Origin of the sequence: Olivibacter sp. SDN3, assembly GCF_014334135.1 — a bacterium.
Classification (GTDB): Bacteria; Bacteroidota; Bacteroidia; order Sphingobacteriales; family Sphingobacteriaceae; genus Olivibacter.
The window spans coordinates 3951665-3973041 of the sequence record NZ_CP060497.1; the positions used below are offsets into that span (position 1 = coordinate 3951665).

A 21377-nucleotide genomic window follows, 5' to 3' on the forward strand; every position below is an offset into this window, starting at 1 on the left:
ACATGGCACTCGATAATAGAAAATACTCCAATAAAATATATTGGATAGGAAGCATAGCCGCTTTCGGTGGTTTCCTTTTTGGGTTTGATATGGCCGTTGTTTCGGGGATCTTGCCATTTATACAGAAACAATTGGCATTGAGTCCGGGACAGCTAGGGTGGTTTGTTTCCTCAGCACTTGTGGGATGCATTACAGGTGTAGGATTATCGGGTGTGCTTGTAGACAACTTAGGCAGAAAAAAAATGATGGTAGTAGCTGCTGTGCTTTTTCTGGTTTCGGCGGTAGGCTGCGCTTTTTTACCCAATTATCCGTTAATTATTCTGGCGAGAATGCTAAGTGGGATTGGTGTTGGTGTTGCTTCGAATATCGTGCCTTTATACATTTCAGAAATGGCACCAAGTAATATTCGCGGCCGCATGGTTACCTATTATCAGCTCGCGGTAACATTTGGTATCTTAGTGGCTTATATCAGTAATGCAATAATTGTCAATTTAGAAACCTCACCATCAGATGCTAATTGGTACCATTATCTTTTCTCTCAGGAACCTTGGCGTGGGATGTTTGCTGTAGGCATTATACCCGCTATAATTTTTACAGCGGGTCTTTTTCTATTACCTGAAAGCCCACGATGGCTTTTGCAAAAGCAGAAAATAGATCAGGGAATGTCGCTTATGAAGAATCTGTACGGGCAGGCAGAAGCGGAGAATATATTTCGGACGTTTAACAGTATTAAAACGGAGCAGTATGACGGGGGCTCCTATCGTACATTACTAAATAAAGGTGTGCGTGCGATGCTTCTATTGGGAATATTGCTTCCTTTATTCTCGCAATTTAGCGGTATAAATGCTATTATTTACTATGGACCGACCATTCTTAATGAAAGTGGAATAAGTTTGGAAAATTCGTTTACGAGCCAACTTATTTTCGGCCTGGCAAATATGCTTTTTACTTTGTTCGCTATATGGAAGGTCGATAAGCTAGGCAGGAGGCCACTCTACTTAATTGGAACCTTAGGTGCTACTTTTAGCTTGTTACTCACAGGTTTTTTTCTTACGGACACAAGCATGAACACCACTGTGCTCATGCTCTCCGTACTCCTTTTTCTTGCCTGTTTTGCCTTTTCTATCGGCCCGCTGAAGTTTGTGGTCGCCTCGGAGATATTTCCCGCAAGAATACGAGGTAAGGCAATGGCAATGAGTATAATGGTTATGTGGATAGCAGATGCTATTGTAGGGCAATTAACACCTATCATGTTAAGCAGCTTTGGTGCCAGGTATACATTCTGGATATTTGCTTTTTTCTGTTTAATAGCGTTCGTGGTGGTATATCGTCTGTTGCCCGAGACAAAAGGAAAATCTTTAGAAGTGATTGAACAACAATTGAAACAGCATGAAGAAATATAATATGAATTTAAGCTTATCTATAGGCCGTTTTTTATTACTCGTTTTATTTTTTTCTAAATCTTTCACTTTATCTGGGAAAGAGTCTGCTGTTATTTGGCAGATAGGAAAACAAGATGGCTCGCCGAGTGGAATGGCACTGGCTCCGAATGATTTTCAAGCATTTGTTGAAAGGGATTTTGGTTTTGAAGATCGTTTTTTCCTAATTGGCTCGTCTGATCCAGCGAAGGATTGGCCATATGTGCTGCCGGGTCCTGCCAATAGTTGGGGCGGGACCGGTCGAACCGCCGGAATACGTTCGCAGTTCTTAAATATTTATTTTGAATTGGCAGATGTTCCTCCTGCTGACACGTGGACTTTCGTAATGGACGTTTTAGCGGTAGACCCCAAGAAAGCACCAAAGGTAAAGATTCTCATCAACAAAAAACCCTATGTTTTTGAACTTAAGCGGGGCTCTGGTGGGGAAGATCCTGTTGGCCCCTTTAAGGAAGAAGACCGTCAGCAATTAAGTATTGATATTCCAAAAGAACTAATAAAAACGGGGTGTAATGAAGTAACCATAACGTCTTTAACAGGGGGGTGGCTGGTGTTCGATTACTTGGCGCTTCATGGGCCGGCAAGAGCTAAGGTAAAAGAACCAACCGATGCATTAGTTAAATCGATTGAGACAGCAAATTATGAAACACTGGTTGACGGGAAATATTATCAACCCCTATTAGTAGACGTGTGTCACCTAACCGGAGACCCGTTATTGGAGGTTCGGCTCGATGGTGAAACGATTCTCAAACAAGAACTTGATAGTGGAAGATATCAATTGGAAGCTCCGATGCCAGCTGTTAGCCAAACCACTAAGAGTAAATATTCTGTTTATATTGACGATACCCTGTATAGTGAAGGAGAGGTTGATCGTAGCCATAAAGATTTGGTTACGCCTGCCGATTATGTCAACACAATGATGGGTGCGGCACATTCCCGTTGGATGATTGCTCCCGGCCCATGGATGCCTTTTGGCATGGTGAAGTTAAGCCCGGATAACCAAAACAGCGGTTGGCAGGCGGGCTATGATCCAACCTTTGAATCAGTAGGCACCTTTAGCCATATACATGAGTGGACTATGACAGGTCTAGGTACTTTTCCGGTAACCGGACCATTAAAAACAACGGTGGGTGATCAGGAAGACACGGGTGGTGGTTATCGCTCCCAGATCGACAAGGCATCAGAGGAGGCTCCGCTCGGCTACTATAAGGTTGATTTGGTGGATTATGATATTACCGCAGAGCTGACTGCAGGTACTCGCAGCAGCTTTCAGCGTTACACCTATCATAAAAGCGATAGCGGTAGGGTAATGGTTGATCTTAAAATTCCCACGGAGTACGATTATCAAATCCAAGGCGTGAGCCTCAAAAAAGTGAATGATCACCGTATAGTAGGTTACAGTCAGCAAATTTCAAGAAATGTGTGGTCGGGAGGGGTTGATCAGGAGTATATCGTGCATTTCGTAATGGAATTTGATCAGCCTATTCTAAATTTTGGTACATGGAGAAACGGTGAAGTCAAAGTTGCGGCAGATTTGGTAGCAGATAGTGTAGAGAATGCCGGAATGTTTGTTGAATTTGATACACGTGATAATAAAGTTGTACAAGTACGCACAGGTCTATCTTATGTTAGTGTTGAAAACGCAGCTTTGAACTTAAAAGAAGAAATAAGTGATCCTTATGGATGGTCTTTTGATGCCGTTTATCAAGGCCAGAAAGATACCTGGAATGAACTTTTGGATCGTATAGCTATCCGATCGAATGACTACCTCCAAAAAGAACGTTTTTATACCAATATGTACCGATCGTTGGCCAGCAGGAATACCTTCAGTGACGTAGACGGTCGTTGGCGTTCGGCAGATGAGAAGGTAAGGGAATTTGTTGATAAAGACGATCGGGCACTGGGGTGTGACGCTTTTTGGAATACGTTCTGGAATCTCAATCAGTTTTGGAATCTGGTAACACCCGAATGGTCGAGTAAATGGGTAAAATCTCAATTGGCAATGTACGATGCCAACGGATGGTTGGCCAAAGGGCCAGCTGGTATGGAATATATCCCGGTGATGGTGGCCGAACATGAGATACCACTTATTGTAGGGGCCTATCAGATGGGAATCCGTGATTACGACGTGGAAAAAGCTTTTGAAGCGGTGTACAAAATGCAAACGACTCTACCTTCCCCCGTGGAAGGCGGCTTCGCTGGCAATAGAGATTTGGCAACTTATCTGAAACATGCTTATGTTCCCCATGACGAGGGTCGGTTTTCTAATTCTTTGGAGTACAGTTTTGACGACTGGACGGTTTCACAATTTGCCAAAGCTTTAGATAAACAGGAAGCATATGAGATGTTTAAAGAAAGAGGTGGGTGGTGGAAGAATGCCATTGACGCTGAAACAGGTTATGCGCGGATGCGGGATGCCAAAGGAGAGTGGCTGCCCGATTTTGATCCCTTCAAATCGGGAGCAAATGAACATTATGTAGAAGGTAATGCTTGGCAATTAACTTTTTTCGTGCCGCAAAATGTTCCAGCTTTGGCAGAATATATCGGTAAGAACAGGTTTTTAAAACGTTTGGAATGGGGTTTTGGTGAAAGCTATAAGTGGCGATTTAATGGCCCGAATGATCAATATTGGGATTATCCGGTGGTACAGGGAAACCAGCAATCGATGCACTTTGCTTTCCTCTTCAATTGGGTTAAAAAACCGTGGCTTACACAGCAATGGAGCAGGGCCATCGGTGAGCGGTATTATGGTCATGGTATTGCTAATGCTTATCTAGGTGATGAAGATCAGGGGCAGATGAGTGCCTGGTTTGTGATGAATGCGTTAGGACTATTTCAAACAGACGGTGGCACAAGGGTAAATCCAATTTACGAAATCGGCAGTCCTCTTTTTGAGCAAGTGACGATTGATCTGGGCCGTCGATATGGAAGAGGCGAAACATTTATTATTGAAGCTAGGCATGCAAGTAAAAAGAATAAATATGTGCAACATGCTGTGCTGAATGGGAAAAAGCTCGACAACTTTTGGTTTGACGCCTCGGAATTATTAAATGGGGGATCACTGATTTTAGAAATGGGAGAAAAACCAAATAAGGAATGGGGTACAGCAAGTTTACCTCCAGCACTTAAGTGAAAATAGAATCGTAAAGATATATATGATGAGAAAAATGTTTTTTTTTAGTTTGCTTTTGTTTATCGCGGTTGCGTGTGGTCCGGGAAATAAAGCTAAAAACGATTTAAAGGAGGCGATTATCGCTGATAGTAATTTAACCCTCGTGAAAGAGAAAGCGCTGGAGATAGTGGCTCCCGGTTTTAACGCGGGCGACGGATACAGGGAGGTATGGATAAGGGATTTTAATACCTTCATGAACTTAGCTGCACAGGTACACTCGAAAGAAATACTTAAAGAAAATCTGATTATTTTTTTTCAACTGCAAGGGGCCGATGGAAATATTGTTGATGGCTTTGTGCCTAAATCAACTATAGAAAACGGCGCTGTTGGCTACGATTACCTATACAGCGAATTGGCAGCTGATTATGCCGGACATAAAAATACCGTGGAAACGGATCAGGAAACCTCGCTGATTCAAGCTATTTATAAATATGTGCAGGCTACTGGCGACACCGCGTTCGTAAGCGAGAAAATTGGCGGATATACGGTAGCTGATCGTATGGATAAAGCAATGGATTTTTTGATTGATCATCGGTATAACGATGAATATGGCTTACTTTGGGGAGCTACTACCGCCGATTGGGGGGATGTGCAGCCGGAACACGAATGGGGAGTATATCTGACTTCAGATTCTCATTTGGCGATTGACATTTACGACAATGCCATGCTTCTTATTGCTTTGGATAATTTAATGGAACTCGTGCCTACGATGAAAGTTAAGTGGAAAGAGGTTCGGGAAAAAATAGCCGTAAATGTGATGCAGCATTTATGGGACGATGATCGGAAGAAATTTATTCCGCACATTTACCTGAACGGATCTCCCTTTCCTGAGGATTTCAATGAAGATGTTATCTTTTACCATGGGGGAACAGCGGTTGCCATTGAAGCTGACCTGCTATCAAAAGAGCAGATCAAAATATCCTTAGATCAGATGATAGCCAATGTTGAAGCTGCGGGTGCCGCTACTATAGGCCTTACTTTGTATCCAACCTATCCAGAAGGAGCTTTTAAAAATGAAGGAATGTATCCTTACGGTTATCAGAATGGAGGAGATTGGACATGGTTTGGTGGCCGGATGATCCAACAATTAATACGTAACGGTTTTTATCAAGAAGCCTATGAACAGCTAAAGCCGATGACGGCAAGGGTGGTAAAAAATGATGGTTTTTTTGAATGGTATACTGTGGATAACCAGCCAAAAGGATCGGGGACTTTTAGAGGTGAAGCTGGGGTGTTATTCGATGCTATTCATATGCTTGAAATGTTTGCACAGAAATAAGTATTTCTAGGGGATTTTGCTTTGGTTTATCGGTTATTTCATTTGTAGTAGGGCGTGTATGGGTACACTATGTTGTTTCCCTTTGAGTGGAATATGACCTAAAATCTTACTTTGATAGCTTTTAGCGACATTTAACATAGATAATAGATCGGAGCTGATAATAAGCTCTTGATTTAATTCTCCACACTTTCCTAATATACGGGAGGTAGTGTTCAGGACATCTCCCGAATAGGTAATATCACGTTTGATGATACCTATCTCACCTGCTATGACATTACCTGAATGGATACCCGCTTTAAAAGTCGGGATTAAATCATAACGCTCTATGTATTTTTGCCGTTTTTTATCAATAGCCATTTTTATATCGAAGAAGCACTTTAGGCACTGCGTGTTTTCGATGCCGTCCTTATAATTCCATGCAATGACTACTTCGTCGCCCACATATTGATAAATATTACCTTTGTTCTCCAATATGGGATAGGTGATATCTGCGAAAAAGTCTTTCAGTAAGGCATGGTAAGTTTCATTACCCAATTGTTCGGCAATACTCGTGGAAGAGTTGAGGTCTAGAAACATGAAGATTCTTTTTTCCTTTTTAGGTACATTATATTTTCCGGTAATAATATTTAGAAATGTTTGATGACCGAATTTACTACTTACCTGTAACAACAACTGGGTCAGCGAAACGATAAATGCCCAAACTAAGCCATTTTTGAGCGGGTAGCTGTCGGTAACGAAATCAAAAAAAGCTTTTTTTGTCATTGGGTCGGCTAAGGGTCTCCCGGTTTGCCACGGTACAATCGTGACGCCCATAATCAAAGTAATTAGGAGGATAATGAAAATAAAACAAGTGCCGACAATAAGAATAGTGTAACCGTATGGTTTATCATTAAACTTTTCATTTACGTAGAAAACTAAAATGCTTCCACCCAGTAGACCGCCAATAAGGCCCGCCCCCATATTTCGAAGTATCGAAATAAGAAACGAGTAATTTGCCGCTGGCCCCATTGAAACGTGTGTGTGTAATACAAGATAGTCATATACAGCTATAAAGAAGCCTATGATTAACCAGGAAATAATAATAGCACCTAGTTGTTTTATCTTTAAATATGTTCCTCTTTTCATAAATAGATGTCAGTAAAAAGGTTCTTATGAGCTATATGGAATATTTCGAATGAATAACTGGTTGTTAATGAAGCTTGTATCTTAGATGATAATGTCTGTTATCAGCTATAGCTCGTTACAAATATAAATTTTATAGCGATTCCAAGTAAGATTTTTTCAAGGAAAGGTTGGGTCTGCGATCGGGCAATAATGGGCAGATAAACCTAGATAATTTCGCGATATATGAACCTTAATAACGTAGATTAAATCATCAACTGGGTAAAAGACATGAAGCTAAAGTAAACAATATATATGTATGTATAAGCTATCGCAGCTTCATATTATACGTTATGAGAAGGAAGATCCGTTATTCTCAATACCTGTTTAATAAAACAACACTTTGAGCATTATTAAGGCAGTTGACTTAGTACGGTAGAAAATGTTTGGCAACAGAAGAGACTAGCTGTATGCGCTACCCTGTACTGAATCTCTTCAGTATATTATAATGCGATTTCAGCGCGCCAAAAAAAGTATTGTTTTCAATGTAAGGAAGTTTATAGGCTTCCGCTGTTTCTTTGATAATTTTAGAGATAGCTGGATAATGAATGTGACTGATTTTTGGAAAAAGATGGTGTTCAATTTGGCGGTTTAAACCACCGAGTAAGAATGATGCTAATTTACTTTTGGATGAAAAATTTGCCGTGGTTTTCATCTGATGTTCTGCCCATGCATCTTCTATATTACCGTCTTTGTTGGGGACTGGAAGAGCTGTTTCTTCTACTAAATGAGCTAATTGAAACACCAGTCCCATCACCAGTCCTTGTGCAAAGTGCAGTGCAAAAAAGCCAATCAAAACTTGCCACCAACTTAAGTCTGTTAATAATAGCGGCCCACCAATAAATATGAAACAATAGAGTAACTTAAAGAAAAATAAATTGAAGTATTCTATTTTTGGGTGTTTTGCTTGATGCTGTCCTATTTTTGCTTGGAAGAACTTCTTGTAATCCTTACGGAAAAGCCAAGATAAAGATGAGAGACTGTATAAAGGAAACGCATATAGATGTTGAAAACGATGGAGCTTGTTTAACTTTTCTTCCTTAGATAAGCGAATCAGCCCAGGGGCGATCTCAATGTCTTCATCATGCCCAGCTACGTTGGTATAAGTGTGGTGCACTATATTATGTGAAATATTCCATACATATGGGTTCGCACCTACTAAATGAAATGTGTAACTAAAAGCTTTGTTTACCTTAGCGTTAGCAGACAACGATCCGTGCATTGCATCATGACAGACATTGAAGCCAATAAAAGCGCTGAATACTCCTAAAAGAATAGCCAGTAGCAGCATAACAGGAATAGGGAAGGGATTAGATATTATAAGGATATATAAAAGGAAATATCCGAAAAGAAAAATCGATGCTTTGATCCAAAGGGCAGTATTGCCGTGTTTTGAAATATCTTTTTCTTGAAAATAATTGTCTACTTTCTCCCGGACCGTCGAAAAAAAAGAGGAACGACGTAGGTTTGTAAATTTTAATTTAGCAGTCATGATCTCTTGCTTAATGAAACAATAAAATAATTACAGGACACTGTGAATGATTGATCGACCGTAACTAAATTATAGTTCATTACTCAAAACACCATAAGCTATTATAAGCTTTCCATCCCCAAGTTTGTAACCAAACTCGTCGTTAAAGATAGCAATAAAAACCAAGAAATCCAAGTTTACTTGATGTTTGATAACACCTAGCGAATTTGCCCATGATATGGACCTCCTAAAAGGTCGAGAAATACGGTAAATGGTGCTATATGGTCTCTTTATGAGGTATGTAATAACTATGTAATTTAAAAAGCTTCATTTAAACCAAGAAAGAATCCGCTTGAGCCATACTTTCCGAAAGCATAATCTAGGCAAAGATTTGTACGTGTACTTTTGTTGAAGAGTACTCGCAAACCGAGACCAGCTGCCGGTTGCCATTGTTCAAACAGTTTGGTGTCTAATTGATGACCGGCGGTTTGCATATTTACAAAAGCAGCTCCACCTAGGAATTTATTTCTTGTTATGGGAAAACGGTATTCGATTTCAGAATAGAAAAAAGAAGTTCCATTATAATAGCCGATAGTATACCCTCTTCCGCTGCGGTTGTACATATCTTTTCCGGTGCCCGGTAATTCCAAATAAGGTAATGTGCCCGTTAGTAAGTAGCTTCCCCAATGCCAGAATGCCAATACGTGCTCTGGGTTATGTTGAGATAAACTCCAGTACTTTCTAAAATCGGTAGTGAGTTGTACAGCGCTTTTATTGCTGCCTAACCAAGATTGATTTAGACGGATTCCAATATCAGAATGTATTCCTTTATAAGCTCGGTTGGGATGGTCACGCGTGGTATATTGTATATTAAAAAGTAAACCATTTGCGACGTAGTGATTATTGTTGAATCCGTTTTCCTGACTATATAAATAGTGCGGCGTTAATTCATCTTCTAATCGTTCATCCTGTATTCGCTCTCGTATATCGAACGATATGCCAGCACCCAAAAAAAGGTTGGGGTATACTTGCTTGTATATTTTTTCATTGAAATTATAATAATGGTAGCGAATCATGTAAAGTTCGCGATCTGGGTTTAGTAAAATATTATCGTTTAAGTTTTCTCCTGTTTTATTACCGATACCCAGTCCGTGGTCAAGCGCAACCATATTTGCCACTCGCCAATTGCCTTGGAGATTCCACTTGTTGCCGGGAGTGAATATATTGTGACTAATATAAAAAACCAAGATCCCACGGGTTGTAATGGACGCAGAGCTGGCGGCAACAGACATGAGTGTTTCTGATGGTTGTTTGCCAAGTATTTTGCCACCTACAGCCTTGATACCAATTTGAGCGCCAATACTGGGATTGTAGGCAACATTCGGTAAGAATGCCAATCCAGATTTGGTTTCAAAACTGTCGATACGACGGTTGGGGTGGAAAATGTTGCGAAAAAGGTCGCTAATATCATACTGATAAGCAGTTGAATTAATTGTTTTGGTAGAATCGTTACTATTATTCTCCTGTCCGTACAGTCTTTTGTTTGGAGCCAATAAAATGATAGCTATAATAACGTTGCAAAAAATAAAAAGTCTTTTAATAGGATAACTATTCACAAAAGTGCTTATATTTAATTTCAAAAGCTTAATTTACAAAGGTAACCGATATACACTGTTAATTTATATATAGTCTTCGGTTTTCATCATCTTTACAACACAAAAATTGACAAATATGTTTAAGTGAATATGTTTTCTGGTTCTACATGTTGATCACCAATAGGAACACTTTTCACCTTCGGATTAAAAACCATATCCGTTAATTTAAACACTAACTTTCATTTAGTATCTAATGCCCCTGCATGTAAGCAGCTGCCATTGCAAAAGATAAGGCTGTTTTTTCTTGAATGACCAATTATGATGAGTACTTTCCCCAAATTTGCTTTTATTAAATGCTTCGTATTTTTCCAGTGTTTTGGAGCACTGGAATACTACAATAGACCAAGATTAATACAACCATATTACCCTTCTTGTTTCAAATTTAATGACTATGTATAAAAGCAAAGTAATGCTTTTGAAAGGTTTTAGTATATTTTCATTGATCTTTTTTTGTATAATATGTTGACGCGACAGTTTTTTATTAGCTATATGAATAAATCTCTATAAACAATAATCTAAAAGAAGTGTTTAATCGTACAGGTATACATGGATTTTGGGATATGTTTAAGTTCCCGTAAGAAAGGGTATTTGATACCGCTGCGATCGACCAGTTTATTTATGTATCACCAGAACTTAGTCACTACATTCAATATGTAGCATCTATTTATTGTTAGAGGTAAACTTTTGAACCTAGCTACTTACTATGGAAACACAACAGGATTCAAATTTTCGAGCATTTTTAATAGAACAATTAAAAGTTGCTTATTGGGCTGATAAAAAAATAGTAGAAGTGCTTCCTGCCCTGCAAAAGGCGGCGAGTATTGCTAAACTTAAAGAAATTTTGACCATTTTTTTAGAAGAAAAGAAGAACCATATTATTCGTTTAGAGCATGCTTTCTCCCGAGCAGATGAACCCCCAGCTACAAAAAGATGCCAAGAAATTATCGGTATTTTAGCTGAAGGAAACAAAATAATGGATGATACTCAAGGAAGATCAGTACTACGAGATGTAGGAATAATTTTTATGGCAAAGAAGCTGGTGCACTATGGTATCGCAACTTATGGAGCATTGTTAACATTAAGCCAAATTATAACTTATGAACACATGGATGAAGTTCTACACGAGAACCTTGTTGAATCAGAAAAAATGGATTCATCTTTAACAGCAATAGCTAAAAATGATATCAATATCGAAACTGATCGAGAGTCTAAAGAATGAAAGCTATTATATGGAGTTCATATCAATTAAATTTTCGGCAAGCAATACGTTTTTAACAAATCGATTAACCGTTACTAAATGCATCGTTATTAGCGATTTTCAAAATTAGATAGAGTCTTGACCGAGCGAGTCTTTTTTTGTCAATTCTTCTGTAGGTTGATCGTTTCGCATATTATTATCATTAAGGGGGGTAGAAGATTCAACGGTGTCGCGATAATCACTTTCTTCGTCGTTCTCTGAAGTAGATTGACCGCAGCTTGAAATGGCAAAAAGTCCTAATAGGATAAACAAACCGGTTATTTTTTTCATAATTTTCGTTTTAATATGTATTTGTGTAGTATCAAATGAATTACTATAATTAATACAGTTAAGACGCAAAATTGTTTAGCTCACCATCGTATTAACTTATCGATACGAGTTTGCTGTTCGTTAGCTTTTAAAGGTCATTCTCGGGTTTATCTCTTTCAGGATCGGTTATGTATGAACAGTCTAATTATCGGCCTAATTAGTGTCGGGCGTTCTCCCCGGATAAAATCCAAAGTATAAGCAAGAGCCCATCTAAGATTTTCAGGATGGGCAGCGATAGTTTAGAAACTTCTTTGGAGAAAGCGTATGAAGAACTTCAATAAATCATCAATGTCTATGTAAAGCTCCCATAGCAATTCGAGGAAATTTATATAATGTTATAGGCATATTTTTACAACCGAAATTGCATAAGGTTTAGAAAGTGTTAGATGATCGGTCTAATTTGTATGTGTCTGGCGAGTATTTTGCCATTTTGTTGAGAAAATAAATAAATATTAATAGATTTATAATCTAAAATGAAATTATTTTATGTCAAGAACCTTTAATATTTTGGGGCTTGCCTCCGGGTTAGCAATAGTTATGGCCTCCTGCAGTTCTTCTGCAAACAAGAACAATGACCAAACGGCATTAGATTCTGCACGTTTGGACCCGGTGGAAACCGGAGCTCCTAATAGTGATTATCAACCGGCTTTTGATGGACAAACACGCATTGGAGGAGTGAAAACTACGACTCCATATGATGTTGCGGTATTAAATAAAGATCTTAAGCAACCCTGGGGAATTATTGCCCTACCGGATGGACGGTTTTTAATTACCGAGAAAGAGGGTACAATGCGTATCGTGTCTAAAGAAGGTACTTTAAGTGAGGCTATTAAAGGTTTGCCTAAAGTGGACCACAGAGGACAGGGTGGGTTACTTGGCCTGACGCTTGATCCTGATTTTTCAGAAAACAGCATGGTTTACTGGACTTTTTCTGAACCGTTGGACGGTAAAAACCTCACCGCTGTAGCCAAAGGAAAATTGTCTGAAGATGAGAAAACTATCGAACAGGTAAAGGTTATATACCAAGCTACTCCCGCTTATGATGGCAAATTGCATTACGGCTCCCGTATTTTATTTGACAAAACAGGGAATATTATTTTCAGTACCGGGGAACGTTCTGATTTGGAAACAAGGCCGCAAGCTCAAGATTTAAAGTCGGCACTAGGGAAGATCATACGTATTACCAAAGATGGCGAGCCCGCACCGGGAAATCCATTTGAAGAAAACGCTGAGGCCAGACCAGAAATTTATTCCTATGGACATAGAAATGTACAGGGTTTAGCATTTCATCCAGTGACAGGTGACCTTTGGGAGACTGAATTTGGACCGAGAGGGGGCGACGAAGTAAACCTGATAAGACCGGGTAAAAACTATGGATGGCCTACTATTACCTATGGAATTGAATATAGTGGAGAAAAAGTGGGTGATAGTATCCAGCAGAAAGAAGGGTTGGAGCAACCTGTTTATTATTACGACCCCGTAATTTCACCCAGTGGCATCACATTTTACAGTAGTGATGTTATTCCAGAATGGCAAAATAATTTATTTATAGCAGCATTGAGTGGGGTGCATATCGCGCGATTGGTAATCGATGATAACAATAAGATCGTAGGAGAGGAGAGATTGCTTTCTGATCAAGCGCAACGTTTCAGAGATGTCACTGAAGGAGCTGATGGCGCTTTATATGCTGTTACAGATTCGGGGTGGTTATTCAGAATAGGAAAGAAAGAAGATCAAGATTAATTTTCTGTTATTCATTAACTAGCGTACAATAATTTGTCTATCGCTACGTTTTTAATATTAGGTTTAGGTTGATTATATGACAAAGGCTCTAGCTTTCCCAAAAAGCGGAGCCTTTGTCCCTTTTTGTATATCCTGCTGGATGTTTTTTGTTAAATGTTGATGTTATTTATCACCTGAGGTATTTTATCCGAATGATTAAGGCGTATTCTGGGAAACATTCAAAAAAATAATTCAATAAATTCAGGTGCCCTATGCCATATAACCAGTATGCGATCATCTTCGGTGGTCGCTATTCGCAGAATATAATGTTTTTTGGGTTACAGGAACTACAACTTCAACCCCACATCGACCGATATTAGGGTTGAAGTTGTAGTTGACGTAATGAGGTATAGTCTAAGATAATTGCTCTCCCAGTAATTTCATACTATTTGCGAAAAGCTCATCAACGCGTTCCTTTGCTTGTAAAGCTTTGTTTTTAGCCGATACGGGGTCCTGTGCCAATGATAGTACTGCTGGCGTAATTCTTTCGACATCTGCTGGTACATCAACATCAAAAAGCCAATCTTCCAGTCCGATATCCGCCCACATATAACCTTTGGAGGTCTGCTCCTCAAATCTGCCAACAAGTGCCGGTATGCCGTTGCCAATGCACATAATAGGCGAGTGCATTTCTAGACCGAACAAACCAGCAGATCGCTTATAAGTACTTAAAGCTTCATCTGTAAGCCAATACTGATCTCTCCAAACAACCTTATCGCGTACGTCTTCCGGAAGCTTGTCGATAATGGCTGTTTTTCCCAATTTTACTTGAGTAGCGTCCTCTGGACATACCAGCACTTTCATGGGGGTTTGGCGTACTACCTCTATAATTGCATCCCTTATGGGTTTATTATCATGTTCTCGCATTTCCTCATTACGTGCATTCTTTCGCTCGTCAAAAGTGGCATTTTTTTCAGGGAGTTCCCACCATGGGGTATAGCGTTGCCGTGGAATGGCACATAGAAAATTGCCCGCTTCCAGTTCATATTCTTTTAGGAACTGTTCAGCGGCCTCATCATTGCTAAGGTCTACCGCAAAAGCACCATCGGGGCCGAATTCCATGACAGGACAGTTGGCGCCATTTTGTTTTGCGAATTCCAGCGATACGGAATCTCGAAAATAACAGAAATTGGCTTGACTTAGCAACTCGATGTTTTGATCCAACGCTTGTTCCTGGGAAGGAGTTGGTGGACCATAGAATCCCGGAAAGGTGATCCCATAAATACCATAGGGCTTACCTGTTTCTTCTTTCCATCTGCTAACATCACGTGCGGCAACTAGCGAAGGGCCGGAGCCGTGAAGTAGGAAGTCGCATTCCCTGAAAGCTTGTTGTACTTCTTCATCGCTTTGGATGATTTTTACCTGCGGAAATCGCTTTTCTAGCATAGCATCGACTCCGTTGGTTACACTCATTGGCCATAAGCGAATGTCTATATCAGGTAGATGTTTTTCTAAGAGGGTTAATACACCTGGTGTATGCCCAATATCACCTATATTAACCGTTTGCCAAGATGATCGTAATAATATGGATTTTCTTTGTCGCGAAACGGCAAATAATCTGTTTCCTAAAAGTACTCCTGCTGTGAGGGTTCCTAAATTTTTTAAGTATGCTCTACGTGTTAACATGATTTGTTCTTTTTCTTTTTTTAAAATTAATTAATAACCTGGGTTTTGTTCCAACAACGGATTGACATCCATATCGAGTTGCGGTATGGGAAGCAACACATGATGGACTTGTATTTGAGCATTCCGATTAAAGCTATTATCCGCACGGATGGTTTCCACTAGCTTATCGGTTCGAAGCAAGTCAAAAAAACGGTTATTTTCAAAGGTAAGTTCCAATCTTCGTTCCAACAATACAGCTTCTTTAAAACTTTGGTAGTCGAGATTAGCCAAAGGATTTAATCCTGCCCTGAAACGTACGCGATTAATCGCTTCATAAGCTTCTGCTGTAGGGCCTCCGCTGGCTTCATTTAGAGCCTCCGCATAGATCAGTAGTACGTCTGCAAAACGTAATATGGGAATACTTGTGCCTTCGCCACCATTTGTGGTGGCCGTTCGGTCCCATAGTTTTTGGAAGGATACGGCATTGGCAGGATTGGGGTCAGTTACTGAGAGTTCTACCGTGTTGCCTTGGTAAGTATAAGAGGTAAGGAAAGTTACTGCTTTGCGCTGATCATCATCTGCATAAAGATTGAAAAGGTTTGCTGTCACTCGCGCAATACCAGCGCCGGTACCCGGGTAGATGGGGGCAGCTCGGACGCCGTAACCCCTACCCAAACTATGTCCCCTTACATCCGTGATATGTTGTATCTCGAAAATGTTTTCTATACCTCCTCTAGCTGATAAGGCAAATGCTTCGGCAAAAGTCGGATATAGATTATACACCCCACCGTTGATTACCTCTTCCGCTTTAACTGCGGCTTGTGCCCAGTATGAAGACCCCTGATCGGCACCTGCTCTAGTGAGATACACTTTGGCCAACAAGCCCCGTGTAGCGCCTTTCGTTACTCTACCTCTATCGGTGGCGTCGTAGCTTTCGGGTAGTATTTGTTCAGCCTCTTGCAGATCACTTTCAATCAATGTATACACTTCTTCCACGGTTGCCCGGGGTGCTTCCAGTCCTTCTGCACCTTCGGTTGCCGTAGTGACAATTGGTACGCCCCCATACAATCTTACCAGATTGAAATATGCTAGCGCACGTAAAAATTTGGCCTCCGCAACATAACGTTGTTTAAGACCTTCGTCCATTTCAATGTTGGGTATGAGGTTGATGACGATATTACAACGATTGATATTATTGTAGGCACCGGGATAAAAGCGTATGTAACCATTATCGGGTGTGATATCGTAACGCCAAAGTAGCGGTCGGTTAGCGTCGCCGGTAAGAAAAGGCACTGCATCATCTGCCATAGCCAAATCAATAAAGACATCTGGATTACTAATGTTTGCATAACAGGCACCCAATGCTGCTTTTGCATCTTCTTCGGTATTGTAATAGGTTGCGTCTGTCAGATTCGACAGCGGTGTGACGTCCAGGCGTTTCTCGCATGAGGTAAAAGCGAGTAAAAAGGATAGTATGATCATGCCGAAGCATATCTTTGTTGAGACTATCTGTTTGTTAAGATTCATACTCATTTTGCTAAAATTTAAGGTTTAAACCAAAAAGATAGGTTTTTGCGGCCGGATAGGCCCCGTAATCGATCCCTTGACTGATCGTAGCATTTCCGAAGCGGTTAACTTCCGGATCATATCCAGTATAGGAAGTGATGGTGAAGAGGTTCTGTCCGGTAAGATATACACGGCATTCACTAACAGAGAGCGATTGTAACCACTTTTTCGGGAAAGTATAACCAATAGATATATTCTTAAACCTAATATAAGAGCCGTCTTCTACATGTAAGGTTGATAATAAGCGCGACCCTCCGGCAGCATTGGCACGTGGTACGGTATTACCAGGATTTTCTGGCGTCCAGCGATCTAATACGCGCGACGATTGGTTATTACCTCCCGTCATGTTCATCTGGTCAAATGTGCCGTAGTTCAGAATTTCATTACCAAAGGTGCCCTGAATAAAAATGTTAAGGTCAAAACCCTTATAAGAAAAGGTGTTATTTAATCCGCCAAAGGCGTCTGGATTGGCATTTCCGATGATATCTCGATCATCATCGTTGATCACTCCGTCGCCATTCATATCAATGTAGCGGAGGTCACCCGGTTGAGCATTCGGTTGTGCAGAGGCGTTAATTTCCACTTCATTCTGGAAGATACCATCTGTTCGGAAGCCAAAAAAATTGCCAATGGGTGTGCCAACACGCATCAGGATAGGTGTCATTGTGGTATTATGTAAATCAGAAGCTGTGCCGCTCCTGAATTCGTTCCGATTATCCAGTGCCAGTACTTTATTTCTATTAAACGTGATATTGAATGCGGTGGTCCACATAAAGCCTCCACGATCGATATTGGTACTGTTAATAGCTAGTTCAAACCCACGGTTTTCTACACGGCCAATATTTTGTAGCATGTTAGAGAAGCCGGAATTAGTGGGTACACCTACATCGAACAATAGATCGGATGTTGTCTTTATATAATAGTCTGACGTTAGTAACAGGCGGTTATTGAATAGGCCTATATCAAGCCCAATGTCTAGCTGAGCATTTTTTTCCCATCTGAGGTTGGGGTTGGTGATACCGGAGGGCGCATTTCCAGATAGCAATGCACCGCCCAGCACATAAGCGTATGGCGCAATGTTGGCAAGAAATCGATAGTTGTTGATTTCCTGGTTCCCAGACAAACCATAGCTTATTCTTAATTTAGCATCCGACAGTGGTTGTATTCCTTGCATCCATTGCTCGTTATTAAACTTCCAAGCCAATGCGCCTGAAGGAAAGAATCCGAACTTGTTATTTGGTCCAAAACGAGAAGAACCATCGCGTCTCCCTGTTAAGGTGAGCAAGAAGCGATCGTCATAACCGTAATTTACCCGCGCAATATAGGAAATTAAGCGCCACTGATTAGCCTCAGATACAGGAGGAACCAAAGTGGATGCTGCGCCAAGGTTATGATATTCTGCAAAATCATCATTGAAGGTATTGGCCCTGGCAGTAGCCGTTTCATAGTCAGACTGCTGGTAGGTATAACCCAATAACGCATTTAGTTGATGTACTTCTCCAAATTGTTTATCATAGGTTAGGGTGTTTTCATTAAGCCAATTGATAGTTTGGGAGGAAGCAACAGAAGCACTGCCACCGAGGGTAGCGCCGGCGATGACCAACCGTGATATATAGGAACTTGTTTTGTTCGCTTGTAAGTCTGCACCTAAAGTGCTTCTAAATTTCAGGTCATCGGTAATTCGAAATTCAGCATAGGAATTCGCCAAAAAGCGGATGAGTGCATTCTTATTGGTGAATTCCTGTGTCATAGCATAGGGATTATCGGCCTGTAAGCCATTGAGCGGTCCTGAATTATTATAGTAGGAACCATCTTCATTGAATACGGGAAAAGTAGGAGAATAATTCAGGGCCGAGGGTATGATACTCCCATAAGACGTGTTACCATCTACTTCTGTACGGGCATTGTTGCCGTGAGTATACACTCCCTGGGCAGATAACCCAACTTTTAGGCGAGAGGAGACATCACTGTCTAGATTAGCCCGTAATGAATAACGATTGAAGTCGGAATTATGGACAATCCCTTCCTGTCCATAGTAGCCAAGCGATATGGCGTACCTGGTTTTGTCAGAACCTCCCATGGCACTTAACTGATGATCTTGTATGGGGGCCGTTCGTAAGATCACGTCTTGCCAGTCAGTACCAACCCCCAAGGAGGAAGGAAGCGGTCTTTCCGAACTACTGCCATCAAAATAGGGTGCAGATCCGTTGTTTATATAAGCGTCGTTCACAAACTCGGCAAATTGCTGTGCATTTAGCAATGGGATTTTGCGACGAACGGATTGTTGACCATAATAGCCGTCGTAAGTGATAATCGACTGCCCCGCTTTACCACGGCGCGTAGTAACCAAGATCACGCCATTGGAGCCTCTTGAACCATAGATGGCAGTGGCTGAGGCATCTTTTAGTACTTCCATGGATTCGATATCGTTAATATTGATTGAATTTAGATTGCCAGTTGGAAAACCATCAATAACATATAGTGGCTCATTCCCGGCGTTTACAGAACCTGTTCCACGGATCCGAACGGTGGTTGCACCGCCTGGACGGGCAGAATTTGTGGTAACATTGACGCCTGCTACACGCCCTTGCATGGCGCGATCTAAAGCAACAATGGGAGTAGCCTGTATGTCTTTTTCACCCACCGTAGAAACAGCTCCTGTGAGATCTCCTCTTTTTACGGAGCCGTACCCAACCACTACCACTTCATCCAAAGCCGATTCGTGTTCTATCAAAGTCATATTAATCTGTGTTCGGTTATTGATGGTTTCTTCTACTCGCTGGTAGCCCGTGTATGAAAATACCAAGGTGTTACCACTTGTTACTTTAAGGGTATAATATCCATCTTTATCGGTGGCTGTACCTATTTTAGGTTGATCCTTTACGATCACAGATACCCCTTCCAAAGGATCACCTTGTTGATCTAAAACTCTTCCTTCTATGATTAGTTGTTGGAGGTTATAACTTGTATATATGTTTGAGGGAGGAATAGCCTCTTTTAGTTTGATAACGATGGTTTCATCTTCTCTAGAAACAATGTCAATTTGGAGTGGCGCAAAACACTGAGCCAAAACTTTCTCAATAGGTTCCCTCTTGACATTTAAAGTAACCTTGGGGAGTTCACGTATCAAATCGGCGTTGTAGATGAAATCGTAACCACTGATTTTACTAAGCTTGAGCAAAACGGCTTTAACTGGTTCTCGCTTTACTTCTATTGTAACGAGCTGTGCTTTGATGGATGCAAAACTGTGTGTAAATAGAATAGTTAGCATGAAAATGAGTTTCATCACTACAAATAATTTTGTGGAATAGCTGTGGCATAGCCAGCTATTCCATGCAGCATTTTTTTTGTACATTTGAATATTAGGTTATAATGAATGAATTTTTGCGAATTTTACCTAATGTTAAGCTATCGCTTTTCTATCAGGAGTGCGCCAACACTCCTGATATTCTTTTGGTAATTTACTCAGACATGATTGTTACCCTCCTTCCTGTTAATTTGTAACGAATTTGTCCGGTTGATGCTAGACTTTTTAAGAGTTGCTGAAGACTTTTATTCTTTGAAAAGGTGCCACCAAACAGGCTATCTTTAACATTACCTTCATAAACCACTTCCACGTCATACCATCTACTTACTTTTTGCATAATGGTTTCTATGTTTTCTTCGTTGAAGAGAAAATAACCATTTTTCCAAGCTGTGGCTTCTTGAATATCCCCAGGAACAACGGATAGATGTTCTGAATGCCGGGAGCTTCTCGCTTCCTGGCCAGGCTTCAAAATCTGATGGTCTGCACTTGTCTGAACGCTGATAGAGCCTTCAACCAACGTTGTTCGCATGAGTACCTCATCATTGTAGGCAAATACATTGAATTTTGTGCCTAAAACTTCGATGGTCTGTTTGTTAGTGGAAACTATAAAAGGTTTGTTGCTATCCTTTGTTATTTCAAAATAACCCTCTCCGGCTAACTCTACATAACGTTCTCCTGTTTGAAATTGTGAAGGAAATTTAAGAGAGGAGTTTGCATTTAACCATACTGTCGAACCATCGGGCAGCGTAATCTGATATTCTCCTCCAAGTGGAGTGCAGATGGTATGATAGGCAGGATGTGCAACTTGAGGTGTGGCTTTGCTGTAATCGCAGCTAACCTTGCCATCGGCTGCCTTGGTTATGACCATGCCCGCTTTATTGGTTGTTTCACCTATGCGCATGCTATCCAATGCCACTACAGAGCCGTCTTGCAAAAGCAATTGGGCGCTATGTTGACCTGGGGGTATGTCTGTTACCGATTTGGAGTAAAAAATATTGTCGTGCGATATCAAAAATAAACCTACACCTATTATTAACATGACAGATGCAGCTAGCACATACCGGGACCACTTCCGTTTGGTACGATAAGCCTCCATACGATGTTTAAGTCGACTAACAGAACTTTCCACATCATATTTTTGCATTTTTTCTACTAAGCGGTGGACGGACTGTTCATGTTCCAGTTCATGAAAAAGAGATTTGTTTTTTGCAGACTCGGCCTTCCATCGCTGGATCTCCAGCTCTTCTTCTGCTGAAAGCTGTTGCTGCAATCTTTTGGATAATAAGTATATCATCCGTTCTATCTCGTGAAAAGAATCGTATGCCATCTCAGGTAAATTGGTTTATAGGTTAATACGACAGTAACCCAAAAACGTA

At 40.7% G+C, this 21377-nt stretch carries 13 protein-coding genes; 5 read left to right on the forward strand and 8 right to left on the reverse strand.

What is annotated here, in order from left to right:
• The first annotated feature begins 2 nt into the window (after positions 1-2).
• The 3 genes from H8S90_RS16425 to H8S90_RS16435 are packed head-to-tail and all read left to right on the forward strand — an operon-like array spanning position 3 to position 5887.
• Positions 3-1403, forward strand: a complete 1401-nt coding sequence (locus H8S90_RS16425; protein WP_187338942.1) for a sugar porter family MFS transporter — start codon at positions 3-5, stop codon at positions 1401-1403.
• On the forward strand, positions 1390-4569 hold the full coding sequence (locus tag H8S90_RS16430) for a GH92 family glycosyl hydrolase (protein ID WP_187338944.1): 3180 nt from the start codon (positions 1390-1392) through the stop codon (positions 4567-4569). The genes H8S90_RS16425 and H8S90_RS16430 overlap by 14 nt, the downstream gene beginning before the upstream one ends.
• Before the next feature lie 22 nt (positions 4570-4591).
• On the forward strand, positions 4592-5887 hold the full coding sequence (locus H8S90_RS16435) for a hypothetical protein (RefSeq protein ID WP_222852117.1): 1296 nt from the start codon (positions 4592-4594) through the stop codon (positions 5885-5887).
• Positions 5888-5920: 33 nt separating this feature from the next.
• Here H8S90_RS16435 and H8S90_RS16440 read toward each other — a convergent pair whose 3' ends face one another.
• From H8S90_RS16440 to H8S90_RS16450, 3 genes are all read right to left on the reverse strand, one after another.
• The gene (locus tag H8S90_RS16440) at positions 5921-7012 is read right to left on the reverse strand and encodes an adenylate/guanylate cyclase domain-containing protein (protein WP_187338947.1); all 1092 of its coding nucleotides are present in this window, start codon (positions 7010-7012) and stop codon (positions 5921-5923) included.
• 451 nt (positions 7013-7463) lie between these two features.
• Complete coding sequence (locus tag H8S90_RS16445; RefSeq protein ID WP_187338948.1) at positions 7464-8540, reverse strand: acyl-CoA desaturase; 1077 nt, start codon at positions 8538-8540, stop codon at positions 7464-7466.
• Between the two features lie 296 nt (positions 8541-8836).
• Positions 8837-10159: a BamA/TamA family outer membrane protein gene (locus tag H8S90_RS16450; RefSeq protein ID WP_255501634.1), complete on the reverse strand. Its 1323-nt coding sequence runs from the start codon at positions 10157-10159 to the stop codon at positions 8837-8839.
• A 718-nt stretch (positions 10160-10877) separates the two neighbouring features.
• Between H8S90_RS16450 and H8S90_RS16455 the strand changes: the two genes are divergently transcribed.
• Positions 10878-11393 (forward strand): DUF892 family protein, encoded by a 516-nt coding sequence (locus H8S90_RS16455; RefSeq protein ID WP_187338950.1) that lies wholly within the window; start codon positions 10878-10880, stop codon positions 11391-11393.
• A gap of 105 nt (positions 11394-11498) precedes the next feature.
• On the opposite strand, the gene H8S90_RS16460 is transcribed toward H8S90_RS16455, so the two are convergent.
• Positions 11499-11702 carry a hypothetical protein gene (locus H8S90_RS16460; protein ID WP_187338951.1) on the reverse strand — a complete coding sequence of 68 codons (204 nt, stop codon included), beginning with the start codon at positions 11700-11702 and terminating at the stop codon, positions 11499-11501.
• A gap of 525 nt (positions 11703-12227) precedes the next feature.
• Between H8S90_RS16460 and H8S90_RS16465 the strand changes: the two genes are divergently transcribed.
• Positions 12228-13484, forward strand: a complete 1257-nt coding sequence (locus tag H8S90_RS16465) for a PQQ-dependent sugar dehydrogenase (protein WP_187338952.1) — start codon at positions 12228-12230, stop codon at positions 13482-13484.
• 393 nt (positions 13485-13877) lie between these two features.
• Here the strand turns inward: H8S90_RS16465 and H8S90_RS16470 are convergent, their stop codons facing one another.
• The 4 genes from H8S90_RS16470 to H8S90_RS16485 form a co-directional block, all read right to left on the reverse strand.
• Positions 13878-15149 (reverse strand): polysaccharide pyruvyl transferase family protein, encoded by a 1272-nt coding sequence (locus tag H8S90_RS16470; protein WP_187338953.1) that lies wholly within the window; start codon positions 15147-15149, stop codon positions 13878-13880.
• 30 nt (positions 15150-15179) lie between these two features.
• Entirely contained in the window at positions 15180-16661 is a 1482-nt protein-coding gene (locus H8S90_RS16475; protein ID WP_187338954.1) for a RagB/SusD family nutrient uptake outer membrane protein, read from the reverse strand.
• A 4-nt stretch (positions 16662-16665) separates the two neighbouring features.
• Entirely contained in the window at positions 16666-20049 is a 3384-nt protein-coding gene (locus H8S90_RS16480) for a TonB-dependent receptor (RefSeq protein ID WP_187338955.1), read from the reverse strand.
• 106 nt (positions 20050-20155) lie between these two features.
• Positions 20156-21328 carry a FecR family protein gene (locus H8S90_RS16485; RefSeq protein WP_187338956.1) on the reverse strand — a complete coding sequence of 391 codons (1173 nt, stop codon included), beginning with the start codon at positions 21326-21328 and terminating at the stop codon, positions 20156-20158.
• Between the last annotated feature and the right edge of the window lie 49 nt (positions 21329-21377).